Raw genomic sequence first — 15646 nt, forward strand, 5'->3', positions numbered from 1 at the left:
CGGGCGATGTCGGGTCACGAGGGGGACCGGAGCCGGAGGGCGGGGACGTCCGGGCGACGCAGGCCGGACCGGAGGCAACAGATCGGGAGGGCGGGTGAGAAGCACGCGGAATCGCTCCTGAGGTCCAGGGGCGCCGAGGTCCTGGCACGGAACTGGCGGTGTGCGGCCGGGGAGCTCGATCTGGTGGTGCTCGACGCCGCGGGTCGTCTCCGGTTCGTCGAGGTGCGCACCCGTACGGGGCCGGGCTTCGGCACCCCCGCCGAGTCGGTCACACCGGCCAAGCAGCACCAGGTTCGCATGGTGGCGAAGTACTGGCTCGCAGCCAACCCGGGCGGGTGGCGTCAGGTGTGCTTCGACGTCGTCGGGGTGGACCTGTCCGAGTCCGATCGTCCGCGGCTGGAGCTGCTCGAGGACGTGATGTGACAGTGGCGCTCGGACGCACGTGGGCGGTCACCCTCCAGGGGGTCGGGGGACAGTTGGTCGAGGTCGAGGCGGATGTGGGCCGTGGGTTACCGGCGGTGAGCATCGTGGGTCTGCCGGACAAGGCGGTGTTGCAGGCCAGGGACAGGGTCCGGGCTGCGGTCGTCAACTCCGGCCTCACCTGGCCGCCGGGTAGGGTCGTGCTCTCACTGTCGCCGGCGGCGGTGCCCAAACGGGGCTCGGGCTTCGATCTCCCGCTCGCGATCGGGGTCCTCACCGCGTCGGGCGAGCTCCCGGCCGCGGCGTTCGAGGGGACGCTGCTGGTGGGGGAACTCGCGCTGGACGGGCGTATCAGGCCCGTGAGAGGCGTCCTGCCCGCGGTCCTCGCCGCACGGGAGGCCGGGTTGGAACGGGCGATCGTGCCGGGGGCGAACCTGGCGGAGGCTCGTCTCGTCAGGGGGATCGCCACGGCCGGGGCGGACTCGCTCGCGATGATCGCCGTCTGGTGCCGCGGCTCAGGGGATCTGGTCTCGGAAGCGGCGGCGCCGCGGGGCGTCGCGGACGGTGATGACTCCGACCTGGCCGAGGTGGTGGGCCAGGACGATTGCCGACGTTCCATCGAGGTCGCGGCGGCCGGCGGCCACGCGGTTCTCCTCCGTGGGGCCCCCGGGACGGGCAAGACGATGTTGGCGCGCAGGCTCCCCGGGTTGCTGCCCGATCTGGACGAGCAGGCGGCGCTCGAGGCCACCGCGATCCACTCGGTCATGGGCAAGCTCTCCTCTCGGGACCCGCTGCTGCGTCGTCCGCCGTTCGTCGCACCGCACCACGACGCGTCGACGGCGGCCCTCGTCGGCGGCGGTTCCACCACACCGCGACCCGGGGCGGTCTCGCTGGCGCACAGGGGAGTGCTGTTCCTCGATGAATGTGCGGAGTTCTCCGGCCGCGTGCTCGACAGCCTCAGGACACCGCTGGAGGAGGGCGAGATACGGATCGCCCGCAGCGACGGGATCATGGTCTTTCCCGCGAGGTTCCAACTCGTCATGGCGGCGAACGACTGCCCCTGTGGCGCCGCGAGGCCGGACGACTGCACCTGCTCGCCTGACGCGCGCCGCCGCTACGGGCGGGCTCTGACCGGTCCGCTGCGGGACCGGATCGATATCGCCGCGCGGACTCTGCCGGTCGGTTCCGGATTGTTCGCGGTGGGGGAGATCGAGGACACCGCGGTCGTGCGGGCCAGGGTGACGACGGCGAGGGCCGCCGCTGCCGATCGGTGGGCGGGGTGCGCGGAGGCGAACGGCGCCACGGCCAACGCCGGCGTGCCCGGGCGGGTCCTGCGATCACTGAAGGCGCTGGACAGGCGTGCCCTCCGCCCGCTGGACCGTGCGCTGGCCCACGGTGTCCTGTCGCCACGTGGTGTGGATCGGTGTCTCCGTCTGGCGTGGACGGTCGCGGACCTGCAGGGGGCCGTCGTGCCCACCGAATCGCATGTCGCCGAGGCGATGGTGCTGAGAGGAGAGGACTGATGGCAGGGCTTTTCGAGACGGTGGTCCCGGCGACGGATGAGGTCCGCGCGGCGTACGCCTATCTGGGCGCGGTGACGGAAAGGCCCACCGCACAACTCTGGGACCTGGTGGACACGGTCGGGCCGGTCGAGGCCCGCGACCGGATCCGGAGGAAGCAGGTGCCCGAGGGGCTGGCGGACCAGACCGAGGCACGACGAGACGTGGTCGACGGGGCCGGACTTCTGGATGACGCCCACAGGTCGGGGGCACGGCTGCTGGTGCCGGGCGATCCCGGCTGGCCGGACTGGCTTGTCGCGCCCCTCGATCGACCACGGGGGAGACGGCGCGATGGCACGGGCGGGGTGCCCACGGCGTTACGGCCGCTGGGGCTGTGGTGGCGTGGTCCCGCCGATCCGGCCACGGCGCTGGGTCGGTCGGTGGCGGTGGTCGGAACCCGCGCACCCACCGCGTACGGGCGGGCGGTGACCGCGGACCTGTCCGCCGGGGTATCGGCCGAGGACTTCACCGTGGTCTCCGGGGGAGCGTTCGGGATCGACGCCGCCGCGCACCGTGCCGTGTTGGGGGCGGGAGGGGTGACCATCGCGGTTCTGGCAGGAGGCGTGGACCGGCTGTACCCCCGGGGGAACGACTCCATGCTCCGGCAGATCGCGGAAACCGGGGCGGTGATCTCGGAACAGCCCCCGGGGACCGGCGTGACCCGGTACAGGTTCCTGGACCGGAACAGGATCATCGCGGCCCTGACATCCGCGACCATCGTGGTGGAGGCGGCCGCACGGAGCGGGGCCCTGAGCACCGCGGCGTGGGCGGCGGCGCTGGAGCGGCCGGTCGGCGCGATTCCGGGTCCTGTGACGTCGGTGGCATCGGTCGGGACCCATCTGCTGATCCGCGATCGCGGAGCCGTGTTGATCGGACGGACGGCCGACGTGGTGGAGTTGGCCGGCGATATGGGGGAGACGGCGGCGCCGCCGTCCGGGGGCACCTCGACCTGGGACGGGCTGGATGACGTGACCCGGCGGGTGCTGGAGGCCCTCCCCACCACCGGTGGTGTGGCACCGGCCGAGGTCGCGGCGTCGGCGGGGATCCCGCCGAGCACGACCCGGGCGGTGCTGGGTCGACTGATGTCGACCGGAGCGGCGGTCCGGGGATCGCAGGGCTGGCGACGATCCGGTGGGGGCGGCGTGCAGATGAGCCTGTCGGTGGGCTGACTGGGCGCCAGCGGGCCCGGCCGGTGATGGCTGCGCGAAGCCCGCGGTGTTCTTCTTGCGTGCGATCGCGGGTGGGGTGATGATGGGACTCATGGGACGCATGGGTTCACAAGGGGCGGTCGGTCGCGAAGTGCCTCCCGCGCTCGAACCCGTCCTGGACGACTTCGCCGACCATCTCCGCGCCGGCCGGTCCCGCTCCGAGGCGACGGTCCGCGCCTACCGTTCCGACGCGCGAGCGCTGCTGTCCCGGCTCTCGACCGAGCCGGGGGGCCCGGCCTGCGCAGCCGATCTCGCCGGGGCGTTCACCCTGCCCGCCCTCCGGGGGTGGCTCGCCGAACAGGTCTCCGCCGGGGCGGCGCGCTCGAGCGTCGCGCGGCGGGTGGCGGCGGCGCGATCATTCAGCACCTGGGCGAGCCGGGTGGGACTCGTCCCGACGGATGTCGCCGCCCGCCTCGAGGCGCCGAAGGCGCAGCGGCACCTTCCGGAGGTGCTGCAGACCGCCCAGGCCGCCGAGGTGCTGCGGACGACCGAACTCGGGGCGGCGGAGGGCGACCCGATCGCCGTACGGGACCAGCTCGTCGTGGAACTCCTGTACTCCTGCGGGATCCGGGTGGCCGAGCTGTGTGGACTGGACGTGGACGACCTCGACCGGGAACGACGCCTGCTGCGGGTACTCGGCAAGGGTGGCCGTGAACGTTCGGTTCCCTACGGCCGCCCGGCCGAGGCCGCATTGCGGGTCTGGCTCGACGCGGGGCGACGAGCTCTTGCCACCGACCGTTCCGGACCAGCTCTGCTGTTGGGGGCCCGGGGCGGCAGGCTCGACCCGCGGGCCGCACGTCGGATCGTCAACGAGGTTACGGCGGTGACCCCGGGATCGCCCAGGGTCTCGCCGCACGCCCTGCGGCACAGTTCGGCGACACACCTCCTCGAGGGCGGCGCCGACCTGCGCCATGTTCAGGAACTGTTGGGGCATTCGACGCCGGCGACCACGCAGATCTACACCCATGTCTCGGCCGATCGCCTCCGCGCCGCATACCGCGGAGCCCACCCGCGGGCATGAGACCGGGGCGGGGGAAAGGGCGAGTAAGGCAGGCGCGGCCCGGCGCAGTGATCAGGCTTCGCCGTCCCCGGGTCGGGTGGGTTTGAGTCGGATCGGCCGGTCCGAGGCGAGTGTCAGCGACAGTGGGTCGACGTAGTCGTCGTCGTCACCTCCCGGGTTCCCCGAAGCGACGCGTGCGCCCCAGTGCAGGCACGCTTCCATGGGGCACCCCGGGTGTCCCGCGACGAGGTGGCCGACCGTCTGGCCCGTCGAGACCTCATCGCCTTTCCTGACACTCGCCGTCACCGGTTCGTAGGTGGTCCGTAGGCCGTCGCCATGATCCAGGGAGAGCACCGGCTTTCCGCCCACCGACCCCGCGAACAGCACGGTGCCGGGTGCCGGCGCGAGCACGGGCGACAGGGGCTCGGCCGCCAGATCGACGCCCCGATGCCCGGCGAGCCAGCGGTGATCGGGGGGATCGAAGCCGGTCACCGGGACCGCCGGGCCCGGGACGGGGCTGCGGAACCGCACCGTCGGGGCGGCAGGCGCGGCGGGGTGGGGCAGCACAGCGGCGAGCAGAACCCCCGCCACCGCCACCCCGACCGCGGCGGCGCCGGCCCTTGTGGCTCCGGCACGGACGATCCGCACGGCTCCCGGTATGCCTCGCTCGTCTCCCATGACTCCAGTGGAGCGTGTCCCGGGGCGCGGCGCGAGAGTCCCGGCGCCGGGTGTGGAGAAACTCGACGACCATCCACAGGTGTTCGTCGCCGTCGCCGTCTTGGCGGACAGACGCACCAACGGATATGCTTCCCGTGCGGTCGACTCTGCAGTCGATTGACTTCGCGTGTCCTGCCCCGCCTGCGGTGGAGCATCCGGACCCGTGATCCCCCGGATCACGGAATCTCCGGACGACGGACCAGTTGGTGCCCCTGGCTGTTCAGGGGTGAGGTCCGGCGCGGACACCAGGGCCCGAGGCCACCCGGCTGAAGGGCGTAACCCGATACAGATTCAGAAAGCGAGGACGAGGGCCTCGCGGTCCGGCTGCTTCCAAGCCGGACGAGCCCTCAACCCATCATGGCAGTTATCTCCATGAAGCAGCTGCTCGACGCAGGTGCTCACTTCGGTCACCAGACCCGTCGCTGGAACCCGAAGATGCGTCGGTTCATCTTCACCGACCGCAACGGCATCTACATCATCGACCTGCAGCAGACCCTGACGTACATCGACCAGGCGTACGAGTTCGTCAAGGAGACCGTCGCCCACGGCGGCACCGTCCTGTTCGTCGGCACCAAGAAGCAGGCCCAGGAGGCCATCGCCGAGGAGGCCGCCAAGGTCGGGATGCCGTACGTCAACCAGCGCTGGCTGGGCGGCATGCTCACCAACTTCCAGACCGTGCACCAGCGGCTCCTGCGACTCAAGGAGCTCGAGTCGATGGAGCAGTCGGGTGGATTCGAGGGTCGCACCAAGAAGGAAATCCTCATGCTCACGCGTGAGAAGAACAAGCTCGAGCGCACGCTCGGCGGTATGCGTGACATGGCCAAGGTACCTTCGATCGTGTGGGTCGTCGACACCAACAAGGAGCACATCGCCGTCGGCGAGGCCCGCAAGCTCAACATCCCGGTCGTCGCGATCCTCGACACCAACTGTGACCCGGATGTCGTCGACTACCCGATCCCGGCGAACGACGACGCGATCCGCTCCGTGACCGTGCTGACCCGCGTGATCGCCTCCGCCGTCGCCGAGGGCCTCAAGGCCCGCTCGCAGGCCGGCAAGACTACCGGCGACCAGGCCGAGCCCCTCGCCGAGTGGGAGACCGAGCAACTCGACCAGGTCACCGGCGAGGCCGCCGCTCCGGAGGCCGCCGAGGCCCCCGCCGAGATCACCGGCACCGAGTCGCCCGTGGCGGAGCCGCCCGCCGCCGAGGCCGCCCCCGAGGCGCCCGCCACCGAGGTCTGATCCTCAGGCACCCGCTCGAGACATGTCGGGCCCGGCCGCCCATGACCCTCGCGGGGTCTCCGGGTGGCCGGGCCCGACGTGTCACCGGCGGTGGGACCGGTCTCCATCGGCGCTTCGGCGTCTAGGGTGGAGGCGGATTCGTCCGCCGACCGACGCGACTACTTTTCACGACACATCCAACCCCAATAAGGAGGGTCGCCCCACAATGGCGAACTACACCGCTGCCGACGTCAAGCGTCTGCGTGAGCTCACCGGCTCCGGGATGATGGACTGCAAGAAGGCTCTCGAGGAGACCGACGGCGACTTCGACAAGGCCGTCGAGGTCCTGCGCATCAAGGGGGCCAAGGACGTGGGCAAGCGCGCCGAGCGCGCCACCGCCGAGGGCCTGGTCGCCGTCAAGGACGGCGTCATGGTCGAGCTCAACTCCGAGACCGACTTCGTCGCCAAGAGCGCCGAGTTCATCGCGCTCGCCGACAAGATCGTCGGCGTGGCCGCCGCCCAGGGCATCTCCGATCTCGACGCGCTGAACGCCGCCGAGCTCGACGGCACCACCGTCGCCGACGCGGTCGTCGCCTTCTCCGCCAAGTCCGGCGAGAAGCTCGTCCTGCGTCGCGTGGGCAAGCTCGACGGCCCCGTCGCCGTCTACCTGCACAAGCGTTCGTCGGATCTGCCGCCGGCCGTCGGCGTCCTGGTCGCCTACTCGGGCGAGGGCGAGGCCGCCGAGTCCGCGGCCCGTTCCGCCGCGATGCAGATCGCCGCGCTCAAGGCCCAGTACCTCTCGCGTGACGAGGTCCCCGCCGACGTCGTCGCCAAGGAGCGCGAGATCGCCGAGGCCACCGCCCGCGAGGAGGGCAAGCCGGAGCAGGCACTGCCCAAGATCATCGAGGGTCGGCTCAACGGCTTCTACAAGGACGTCTGCCTCCTGGACCAGGCCTCCGTCACCGACAGCAAGAAGACCGTCGGTGCGCTTCTCGAGGAGGCCGGCGCGAAGGTCACCTCGTTCCTGCGCTTCGAGGTCGGTCAGGCCTGACCCGCGCCTGAACCGCTTCGTGCGGTGAACCAGCGACGGCGGTACCCGAGGATCGGGTGCCGCCGTCGCTCGTCGTGCCCGCCGGGTGCGCACGCCACCGGCGGGCTGCGCTGTGGAGGGCGTGCGGATAGGGCAGAATGTACCCGGCTCCACCATGGGCCGAACAGCTCCTCGACGACACGGTGTCAGGAGCGTCGACGCGCGACACGGGCTCGATCCGCCCGGGACGAGGAGAACGATGACCGACCCGCTGCACGGGTACAAGCGTGTGATGCTCAAGCTGGGTGGCGAGATGTTCGGCGGCGGTGGCGTGGGCATCGATCCGGACGTCGTGCAGTCCGTCGCGCGCCAGATCGCAGAGGTCTCCAGGACCGGGGCTCAGATCGCGATCGTGATCGGTGGTGGCAACTTCTTCCGTGGCGCCCAGTTGCAGCAGCGCGGACTCGACCGCGCCCGGAGCGACTACATGGGGATGCTGGGCACCGTGATGAACTGCCTGGCCCTCCAGGATTTCCTCGAGCAGGAGGGCATCTCCACGCGGGTGCAGACGGCCATCCACATGGGTCAGGTGGCAGAGCCGTACATCCCGCTGCGCGCCGAGCGGCACCTCGAGAAGGGCCGGGTCGTGATCTTCGGTGCCGGCATGGGCATGCCCTACTTCTCCACCGACACCACCGCCGCCCAGCGGGCGCTGGAGATCCGGGCGGACGTGCTGCTCATGGCAAAGGCCGTCGACGGGGTGTACTCCGATGATCCGCGGACGAACCCGGATGCCGAGCTGTACGCCCGCATCGAGCACCGTGAGTGCCTGGAGCAGGGTCTCAAGGTCGCGGACGCCACGGCGTTCAGCCTCTGCATGGACAACAACATGCCGATCTTGGTCTTCAACATGCTCACCGAGGGCAATATCGCCCGCGCGGTGGCCGGTGAGCAGATCGGGACCCTGGTGAGCAGCCCGGCCTGACCCGGCCGCAGTAGGACCACGCACCCACCAGCCGACACGAACGAAAAGAGACGAAGATGATCGACGACACCCTGCTCGAGGCCGAGGAGAAGATGGAGAAGGCGATCGAGCACGTCCGCGACGAGCTCTCCGCCATCCGCACCGGTCGTGCGAATCCGGGCATGTTCAACCGGGTCATGTGCGAGTACTACGGAACGATGACACCCATCACCCAGATGGCGACCATCACGGTCCCGGAGCCCCGCATGCTCATCATCAAGCCGTACGAGATGTCGCAGATGGGCCCCATCGAGAACGCGATCCGTAACTCGGACCTCGGCGTCAACCCGACGAACGACGGCCAGGTGCTCCGCGTGACCGTCCCGCAGCTCACCGAGGAGCGCCGCAAGGACCTGGTCAAGCAGGCCAAGGCCAAGGCGGAGGACGGTCGTATCGCGCTTCGCGGGGTGCGCCGCAAGGCGATGGACGAGCTCAAGCGCATCGACAAGGACGGCGAGGCGGGCGAGGACGAGGTCAACGCCGCGGAGAAGGAGCTCGACAAGGTCACGCAGCGCTATGTGGCCGAGGTCGACGAGATCGTGAAGGGCAAGGAAGCCGAACTGATGGAGGTCTGACCCCTCCCGGGTTCTCCGCCAGCCGTTCAACCACCACAACAGTCGAGGAGTACGCCGTGGATGACGCTCCGTCCGGCCCGCCCGGGCCCACTGCCGCGGCCGCGGCGCCCCCGTCCCGCGCCGGCCGCGACCTGACCCGGGCGATCCCGGTGGGGATCGGGCTCGGTGCCCTCGTGATCGCCAGTATCGCGTTCAATCCGCGGGCGTGGTATCTGGTCGCGGGCGGAGCCGTGGCCATCGGGACGTGGGAGGTTTTCAAACGCCTCCGTCAGGCCCGGTTCACGCTGCCCCTCGTTCCCCTGCTCCTCGGCGGTCAGGCGATGGTGTGGTCAGGGTTCCTGATCGGCGCGACCGGGGCCTTCGCGGCTTTCGCGGCCACGGCGGTGGTCGTGCTGGTCTGGCGGTTGCTCATGGGCGGCCTCGACACCGCTCCGAAGAACTATCTACGGGACGTCTCGGTCACGGTGTTCGTCCTGGTCTGGATCGCCGTGCCGGGATCCCTGGGCGCGATGCTCTCGGACGGTGAGTACGGCGCGCAACGCGTCATCGCGCTCATCCTGCTCGTGGTGTGCTCGGACGTCGGTGGCTATATCGCCGGCGTGCTGTTCGGAAAGCACCCGATGGCGCCCGCCATCAGTCCGAAGAAGTCCTGGGAGGGCTTCGCCGGCTCACTCATCCTCGCGATGGTCGGCGGTGCGCTGGTCGTGTGGCTGCTGTTCGACGACGACATCTGGAAGGGCATCCTCCTCGGCGTGCTCGCGGTGTTCACCGCGACCCTCGGCGATCTCGTGGAGTCCCAGGTCAAGCGCGACCTCGGGATCAAGGACATGGGGACGCTGTTGCCGGGTCACGGCGGGTTCATGGACCGCCTCGATTCCGTTCTGCCCAGCGCGGTGGTGGTCTGGATCGTCTTCACATTCGTCGTCCCGACATAGCGGACACTTCGGCCGGCCGGACTGTCGTTCCGCCCGGCCGACCAGCGACATCAGTGGGATCGTGCCGAGAGCTTTCGGGCCTTGCGCGCGCGCATCCGGAGCTGCAGGATCCGGAACCCGGCGAACAGGGCCATGATCAATGCGCCGGCGATGGCGGCGAAGAGGATCAGGACACCCAGCGGCAGGCTGAAATGCAGACCGAGGTACTGCACGTCCGTCGAGGTGGTGTTCTGTGCGATGAAGATCAGCAGGAGAATCGTGACCAACGCGCCCAGCACCAGACCGACCCACGCCGATCCGAGCCTGCCCGCCGCGCTGTCGGGCACGGCCTGAGGCGAGAGGCGATCGTGATCGGTCGCCTCCGGGGCCGACGGCGCGGGCACGTCGGTGATTGAATTCTCGGCGGGCACCACGGCCGTCTCAGGGGACGACTCGGTGTTGCCGGCGTCGGCAGGGTCGTGTGAACGCGTGGTCATAGGTGAACTGTAAGCCTTCCCGGCGCTCGTGAGCACCGCCACTCGGTGTGTTGTCCGGCCTCGGTTCTGACACAATGGCCGCATCATGGCTGAACCACTTCCCCTCGTCTTCGATGCGCCCCGCCGCGGGCTGCCCCCTCGTCACTTCGCCGACCTCGACGCCGAGGGGCGGGCGGAGGCGATGGCGGAGTTGGAGGTCCCGGCGTTCCGCGCCAAGCAGCTGGCAAACCAGTACTTCGGTCGTCTCGAGGCGGACCCGCGGGAGATGACCGACCTCCCCGCCAGCCTGCGCGACCGGGTCGCGGACGAGCTGTTTCCGCCCCTGACGTCCTCACTGCGGCATATCACCACCGACGAGGGCACCACGCGTAAGACACTGTGGAAGCTCCACGACGGTTCGCTCGTGGAGAGTGTGCTGATGCGGTACCCGGATCGGGCGACGGTCTGCATCTCCAGCCAGGCCGGGTGTGGCATGGCATGTCCGTTCTGCGCGACCGGGCAGGGCGGCCTCCAACGCAACCTGTCCGCGGCGGAGATCCTCGACCAGGTCCGGGTGGCCGCCCGGGCCATGCGCGACGGCGAGATCCCGGGCGGTCCCGGCCGCCTGTCGAACGTGGTCTTCATGGGGATGGGGGAGCCGCTGGCCAACTACAAGCGGGTGCTCACCGCGGTGCGGGGTATCGTCTCGCCGCCTCCGTCGGGCTTCGGGCTCTCCCAGCGCGCGGTCACGGTGTCGACGGTCGGCGTGGTCCCGGCCATCCACCGGCTCGCCGAGGAAGGCTTGCAGGTCACCCTCGCCGTGTCGCTGCACACTCCGGACGACGAGCTGCGCGACACGCTGGTGCCGGTCAACAACCGGTGGCCGGTCTCCGAGGTCATGGACGCCGCCCGCCACTACGCGGATGCGACCGGTCGTCGCGTATCGATCGAGTACGCGCTGATCCGTGACGTGAACGACCACACGTGGCGGGGCGAGATGCTCGGCCGTCTCCTCGCGCAGCGCCTGGGCGCGATGGCGCACGTGAATCTCATCCCGCTGAACCCGACCCCGGGGAGTGAGTGGGACGCCAGCCCCAGGCATCAGCAGGACGCGTTCGTCGAGGCGGTTCGTGCAGCGGGCGTCTCCTGCACCGTCCGTGACACACGGGGGCAGGAGATCGCGGCCGCCTGCGGCCAGCTCGCCGCAGAGGAGTGACACCCCGCCGCCTCACCGACCAGAACAAGGGCCGCCCCGCGCTTTAAGCGGGGCGGCCCTCGTCAGCCGGTTGTGGTTCCGGAATCAGTTGGCGCGGGAGGCGGTGATGGCGCCGGTGGCCACACCGCCGGCCACGGCGTAGTGGTCCGAGGGGACCGAGAAGACCCTGTGCGACTTGGCGTAGGTGTCCTTCTTGGGGCGCAGCGAGAGGATCATCCAGATCAGCAGGAACGCGGCGATCGCGACCAGCCAGATGTTCTCGACGTTTCCGATGTGATTGCCGAAGAGCATGCCGAGCAGGAACAGGACGAAGAAGCCTCCCACCGCCCAGCCGAACTTCGCGCTGTGCTTGTGCCAGCCCCACTCGACCGACGGCTCGTCGAGCGAGCTGACCCCGTCCACGACGACCTCTGCACTGGTGTGTCCGTCCGCGCTCATGCTCCCCGGTTCTCCTCACGGCTCGCTGGCAGCCCTGCGGGCCGCCGACATCGGACCCAGTTTGTCACACCGGGTCGGGCGGCCGACGGGTAACCCGCCCGTGTCGCCCCACACACCGGGTGCCGCGATGCGGCATCAGACACCGATGATGTGGACAATGACAGGGTGACCACGCGTGTTCTCGTCCTCGGCAGTACCGGATCGATCGGTACCCAGGCCCTCGAGGTGACCTCCGAGTCCGGCCCCGACCACTTCCTGGTGGTGGGTCTTGCCGCAGGCGGTGGCCGCGTGGATCTGCTCACCGACCAGCTCCGCAGTACCGGGGCCGGGACCGTCGCGGTGTCGGATCCGATCGCCGCGGAGAAGATCCGGGCAGAGTTCCCCGAGGTCAGGGTGCTCGACGGCCCGGAGGCCGCGACAAGGCTCGTCCGCGAGGTCGAGGCCGATGTCGTCCTCAACGGGATCGACGGGTCGATCGGTCTCGGGCCGACCCTCGCCGCACTGGACACCGGCGCCCGGCTGGCGCTCGCGAACAAGGAGTCCCTCGTCGCCGGCGGGGCGCTCGTGACGGGCAGGGCCGCGCCCGGGCAGCTGGTCCCGGTCGATTCGGAGCACTCGGCGATGGCCCAGTGCCTACGTGCCGGCACATCCGACGAGGTGGCGTCGCTCGTGCTCACCGCATCGGGCGGCCCGTTCCGTGGCCGGAGTCGTGCGGAGCTCGCCGACGTGACGTCGGCGCAGGCCCTCCGGCACCCCACCTGGGCGATGGGTCGGATGATCACGCTGAACTCCGCGACCCTGGTCAACAAGTCCCTCGAACTGATCGAGGCGCACCTGCTGTTCGGGGTGCCGTATGACCGGATCGACGTGACGGTCCATCCCCAGTCGGTGGTGCATTCCGCGGTGACCTTCGTGGACGGCGCGACAGTGGCCAAAGCCTCGCCGCCGTCGATGAAATTGCCTATCGCGTTGGCCTTGGGCTGGCCGTCGCGGATCGCGGGGGTGTCGACGCCCCTGGACTTCTCGCAGTCGCACACCTGGACGTTCGAGCCCGTCGACGAGGTGACGTTCCCGGCGATCTCCGTGGCGCGTGCCGCAGGCGTGGCCGGCGGGTTGCGCACGGCTGTCTTCAACGCCGCCAACGAGGAGGCCGCGCCGGCCTTCCTCGACGGGCGTATCCGTTTCACCGAGATCGTCGACGTGGTCGCGGCGACGGTCGGGGCGGCGGACGAGTGGTCCGCCGATCCCCGGGATCTGGACGATGTCGTGGCCGCTGAATCCTGGGCGCGCCGTCATGCGGCTACGCTCGTGACCGGGCTGGAGGGCTGAGACGTGTTGGTCGTGGGAATCATCCTGTTCGCCCTCGGGATCATGCTGTCGATCGTGCTGCACGAGTTCGGCCATATGAAGGTCGCGCAGTGGTCGGGGATGAAGGTCCGCAGGTTCTTCGTCGGTTTCGGCCCGACCGTCTGGTCGACCAACCGCGGTGGGATCGAGTACGGGCTCAAGGCCGTCCCGCTCGGCGGGTTCTGCGACATCGCGGGAATGACGGCGTACGACGAGTTGTCTCCCGAGGACGAGCCCCGGGCGATGTGGCGGCAGGCGTGGTGGAAGCGCGTGGCTGTGCTGTTGGCAGGGCCGGCCATGAACATCCTCCTGGCAATCGCGCTGTTCTATGGCGTGGCCCTCGGGTGGGGTCTGGTGAACCGGGATGTGCAGCCGATCCCGACCGATCGGGTGGCGGCGGTCGTGGGGGACACCTGCGCGGCCGGACAGGCGGGGGAGCCGGCGTGTGGACCGGGGCTGGGCCCCGCCGGTGCGGCGGGGATCCTCCCCGGCGACCGGATCGTCGCGGTCGACGGTGTGCCGGTATCGAGTTGGGCCGATCTGTCGGAGGAGGTCGCGGGGCTACCCGGCGAGACCGTGCCGGTGGTCGTGGACAGGGGCGGTGAGGAGACGACGACGACGGCGACGTTGACCTCGTCCACCGTCGACGGGCAGGAGCGCGGTGCGCTCGGTGTGCGGCTCTCGGATGAGGGGATCCCACAGGAGATCCTGGACGATCCCGCCTATCAGACCGTCAACACCTATGACGTGTGGAGCGCGGTCCCGGCGACGATCGTGTTCACCGGGGACATGGTCGACGCGACCGTGCAGGGGCTCATCTCGTTCCCGTCCAAGATCCCGGCTGTGGCGGCCTCGATCTTCGGGGCCGAGCGGGCCGAGGATTCGCCGGTCTCGGTCGTCGGCGCGAGCCATATCGGCGGCCAGGCGGCCGAGCAGGGCGCGTGGTGGCTGTTCGTGCTCTTCCTGGCCGGGCTCAACCTGTTCCTCGGCGCGTTCAACCTGGTCCCGCTCACCCCGTTCGACGGCGGCCACGTCGCGGTCGTGTTCTACGAGAAGATCCGGGATGCCCTGCGCCGCCTCCGCGGCCTGGCCCCGGGCGGGCCGGCCGACTACGAGAAGCTGGCCCCGATCACCATGACCGTGTTCGTGCTGTTGATCGGCGTGTCCGCGATCGTCATCACCGCTGATTTCGTCAACCCGATCCTGCTGACCGGGTGATCCCGGCGACTCCTGCTCGCACGCGGTGGCCCCGACCCGGATAATGGCGGGCGGGACTCATCAGCATCCGGCTGCCAAGCCCCTAAGGAAGGCCCTTCACGTGAACGACTCGTCCTCCATCCCCGTCGGTCTGGGAATGCCCGACGCGCCGCTGCCCGCCCTGGCGCCGCGTCGGAAGACCCGTCAGCTCTTCGTGGGACAGGTGGGCGTGGGCAGCGACCATCCGATCTCGGTCCAGTCCATGACCACCACCAAGACCCACGACGTGAACTCGACGCTCCAGCAGATCGCCGAGCTCACGGCGTCGGGCTGCGACATCGTCCGGGTGGCGTGTCCTCGACAGGAGGACGCGGACGCGCTGGCGACCATCGCCCGCAAGTCCCCGATCCCGGTGATCGCGGATATCCACTTCCAGCCGAAGTACATCTTCGCGGCGATCGATGCCGGGTGTGCGGCCGTGCGCGTCAACCCGGGCAACATCAAGGAGTTCGACGGGCGGGTCAAGGAGGTCGCCAAGGCGGCCGGGGAGGCCGGGATCCCCATCCGGATCGGCGTCAATGCCGGCTCTCTTGATCCGCGTCTGCTGGCCAAGTACGGCAAGGCCACCCCCGAGGCGCTGGTCGAGTCCGCGGTCTGGGAGGCCTCACTGTTCGAGGAGCACGGGTTCGGCGACATCAAGATCTCGGTCAAGCACAACGACCCGGTGATCATGGTGGAGGCCTACCGCCAGCTCGCGGCCCGGACCGATTACCCGCTGCACCTGGGCGTGACCGAGGCCGGCCCGGCGTTCCAGGGCACCATCAAGTCGTCGGTGGCGTTCGGGGCGCTGCTCTCCGAGGGTATCGGCGACACCATCCGTGTCTCCCTCTCCGCACCTCCGGCGGAAGAGATCAAGGTCGGCACCCAGATCCTTCAGTCGCTCAACCTGCGACCCCGCAAGCTCGAGATCGTCTCCTGCCCGTCGTGTGGGCGCGCGCAGGTGGACGTCTACAAGCTCGCCGATGAGGTCACGGCCGGCCTCGAGGGCATGAGCGTCCCGCTACGTGTGGCCGTGATGGGCTGCGTCGTCAACGGCCCGGGCGAGGCCCGCGAGGCGGATCTCGGCGTGGCATCCGGAAACGGCAAGGGGCAGATCTTCGTCAAGGGTGAGGTCATCAAGACCGTCCCCGAGGCGATGATCGTCGAGACGCTGATCGAGGAGGCGATGCGGATCGCCGAGGAGATGGGCGAGCCCGTCGGAGAGGCCGTGGAGGGCCAGGGCCCCCAGGTCAAGGTCACGCGATAGG

16 protein-coding genes are annotated in these 15646 nt (G+C 69.9%); 13 read left to right on the forward strand and 3 right to left on the reverse strand.

All coding sequences use genetic code 11. The annotated features are described in order from the left end of the window. Positions 1-6 precede the first annotated feature (6 nt). The 4 genes from K3888_RS03040 (at position 7) to K3888_RS03055 (ending at position 4208) form a co-directional block, all read left to right on the forward strand. Positions 7-423 (forward strand): YraN family protein, encoded by a 417-nt coding sequence (locus K3888_RS03040; protein ID WP_230928763.1) that lies wholly within the window; start codon positions 7-9, stop codon positions 421-423. Between the two features lie 2 nt (positions 424-425). Further along, complete coding sequence (locus K3888_RS03045; protein ID WP_230929066.1) at positions 426-1943, forward strand: YifB family Mg chelatase-like AAA ATPase; 1518 nt, start codon at positions 426-428, stop codon at positions 1941-1943. Next, positions 1943-3148, forward strand: coding sequence for a DNA-processing protein DprA (gene dprA / locus K3888_RS03050; protein WP_230928764.1), 1206 nt, complete (start codon positions 1943-1945; stop codon positions 3146-3148). Before K3888_RS03045 ends, dprA begins: the two co-directional genes overlap by 1 nt. Before the next feature lie 100 nt (positions 3149-3248). Next, positions 3249-4208 carry a tyrosine recombinase XerC gene (locus tag K3888_RS03055; RefSeq protein WP_230929067.1) on the forward strand — a complete coding sequence of 320 codons (960 nt, stop codon included), beginning with the start codon at positions 3249-3251 and terminating at the stop codon, positions 4206-4208. A gap of 51 nt (positions 4209-4259) precedes the next feature. Here K3888_RS03055 and K3888_RS03060 read toward each other — a convergent pair whose 3' ends face one another. Further along, the gene (locus K3888_RS03060) at positions 4260-4865 is read right to left on the reverse strand and encodes a M23 family metallopeptidase (protein WP_230928765.1); all 606 of its coding nucleotides are present in this window, start codon (positions 4863-4865) and stop codon (positions 4260-4262) included. A gap of 396 nt (positions 4866-5261) precedes the next feature. Here K3888_RS03060 and rpsB point away from each other — a divergent pair, with 396 nt between their 5' ends. The 5 genes from rpsB to K3888_RS03085 all read left to right on the forward strand — a co-directional run bounded on the left by rpsB (position 5262) and on the right by K3888_RS03085 (position 9686). Continuing rightward, positions 5262-6143: a 30S ribosomal protein S2 gene (rpsB, locus tag K3888_RS03065; protein ID WP_230928766.1), complete on the forward strand. Its 882-nt coding sequence runs from the start codon at positions 5262-5264 to the stop codon at positions 6141-6143. 205 nt (positions 6144-6348) lie between these two features. Continuing rightward, positions 6349-7173 (forward strand): translation elongation factor Ts, encoded by an 825-nt coding sequence (gene tsf, locus K3888_RS03070; RefSeq protein WP_230928767.1) that lies wholly within the window; start codon positions 6349-6351, stop codon positions 7171-7173. A 238-nt stretch (positions 7174-7411) separates the two neighbouring features. Then, on the forward strand, positions 7412-8137 hold the full coding sequence (pyrH, locus tag K3888_RS03075) for a UMP kinase (RefSeq protein ID WP_230928768.1): 726 nt from the start codon (positions 7412-7414) through the stop codon (positions 8135-8137). A 56-nt stretch (positions 8138-8193) separates the two neighbouring features. Beyond that, positions 8194-8751, forward strand: coding sequence for a ribosome recycling factor (gene frr, locus K3888_RS03080; protein ID WP_230928769.1), 558 nt, complete (start codon positions 8194-8196; stop codon positions 8749-8751). 56 nt (positions 8752-8807) lie between these two features. After that, complete coding sequence (locus K3888_RS03085) at positions 8808-9686, forward strand: phosphatidate cytidylyltransferase (RefSeq protein WP_230928770.1); 879 nt, start codon at positions 8808-8810, stop codon at positions 9684-9686. A 50-nt stretch (positions 9687-9736) separates the two neighbouring features. On the opposite strand, the gene K3888_RS03090 is transcribed toward K3888_RS03085, so the two are convergent. Next, on the reverse strand, positions 9737-10162 hold the full coding sequence (locus tag K3888_RS03090; RefSeq protein ID WP_230928771.1) for a LapA family protein: 426 nt from the start codon (positions 10160-10162) through the stop codon (positions 9737-9739). A gap of 85 nt (positions 10163-10247) precedes the next feature. Here K3888_RS03090 and rlmN point away from each other — a divergent pair, with 85 nt between their 5' ends. Further along, positions 10248-11357 carry a dual-specificity RNA methyltransferase RlmN gene (rlmN, locus tag K3888_RS03095; RefSeq protein ID WP_230928772.1) on the forward strand — a complete coding sequence of 370 codons (1110 nt, stop codon included), beginning with the start codon at positions 10248-10250 and terminating at the stop codon, positions 11355-11357. Between the two features lie 84 nt (positions 11358-11441). On the opposite strand, the gene K3888_RS03100 is transcribed toward rlmN, so the two are convergent. Beyond that, entirely contained in the window at positions 11442-11795 is a 354-nt protein-coding gene (locus tag K3888_RS03100) for a DUF2631 domain-containing protein (RefSeq protein ID WP_230928773.1), read from the reverse strand. 165 nt (positions 11796-11960) lie between these two features. On the opposite strand from K3888_RS03100, the gene dxr reads away from it, so the two are divergent. From dxr to ispG, 3 genes are all read left to right on the forward strand, one after another. Continuing rightward, positions 11961-13124 (forward strand): 1-deoxy-D-xylulose-5-phosphate reductoisomerase, encoded by a 1164-nt coding sequence (gene dxr, locus K3888_RS03105; RefSeq protein ID WP_230928774.1) that lies wholly within the window; start codon positions 11961-11963, stop codon positions 13122-13124. A 3-nt stretch (positions 13125-13127) separates the two neighbouring features. Then, positions 13128-14360, forward strand: coding sequence for a M50 family metallopeptidase (locus K3888_RS03110; RefSeq protein WP_308281877.1), 1233 nt, complete (start codon positions 13128-13130; stop codon positions 14358-14360). Positions 14361-14496: 136 nt separating this feature from the next. Continuing rightward, positions 14497-15645: a flavodoxin-dependent (E)-4-hydroxy-3-methylbut-2-enyl-diphosphate synthase gene (gene ispG, locus K3888_RS03115; protein WP_230929069.1), complete on the forward strand. Its 1149-nt coding sequence runs from the start codon at positions 14497-14499 to the stop codon at positions 15643-15645. Position 15646 lies beyond the last annotated feature (1 nt).

The sequence above is a fragment of the Dietzia aurantiaca genome (assembly GCF_021033825.1).
In the GTDB taxonomy this organism is placed as follows: domain Bacteria; phylum Actinomycetota; class Actinomycetes; order Mycobacteriales; family Mycobacteriaceae; genus Dietzia; species Dietzia aurantiaca.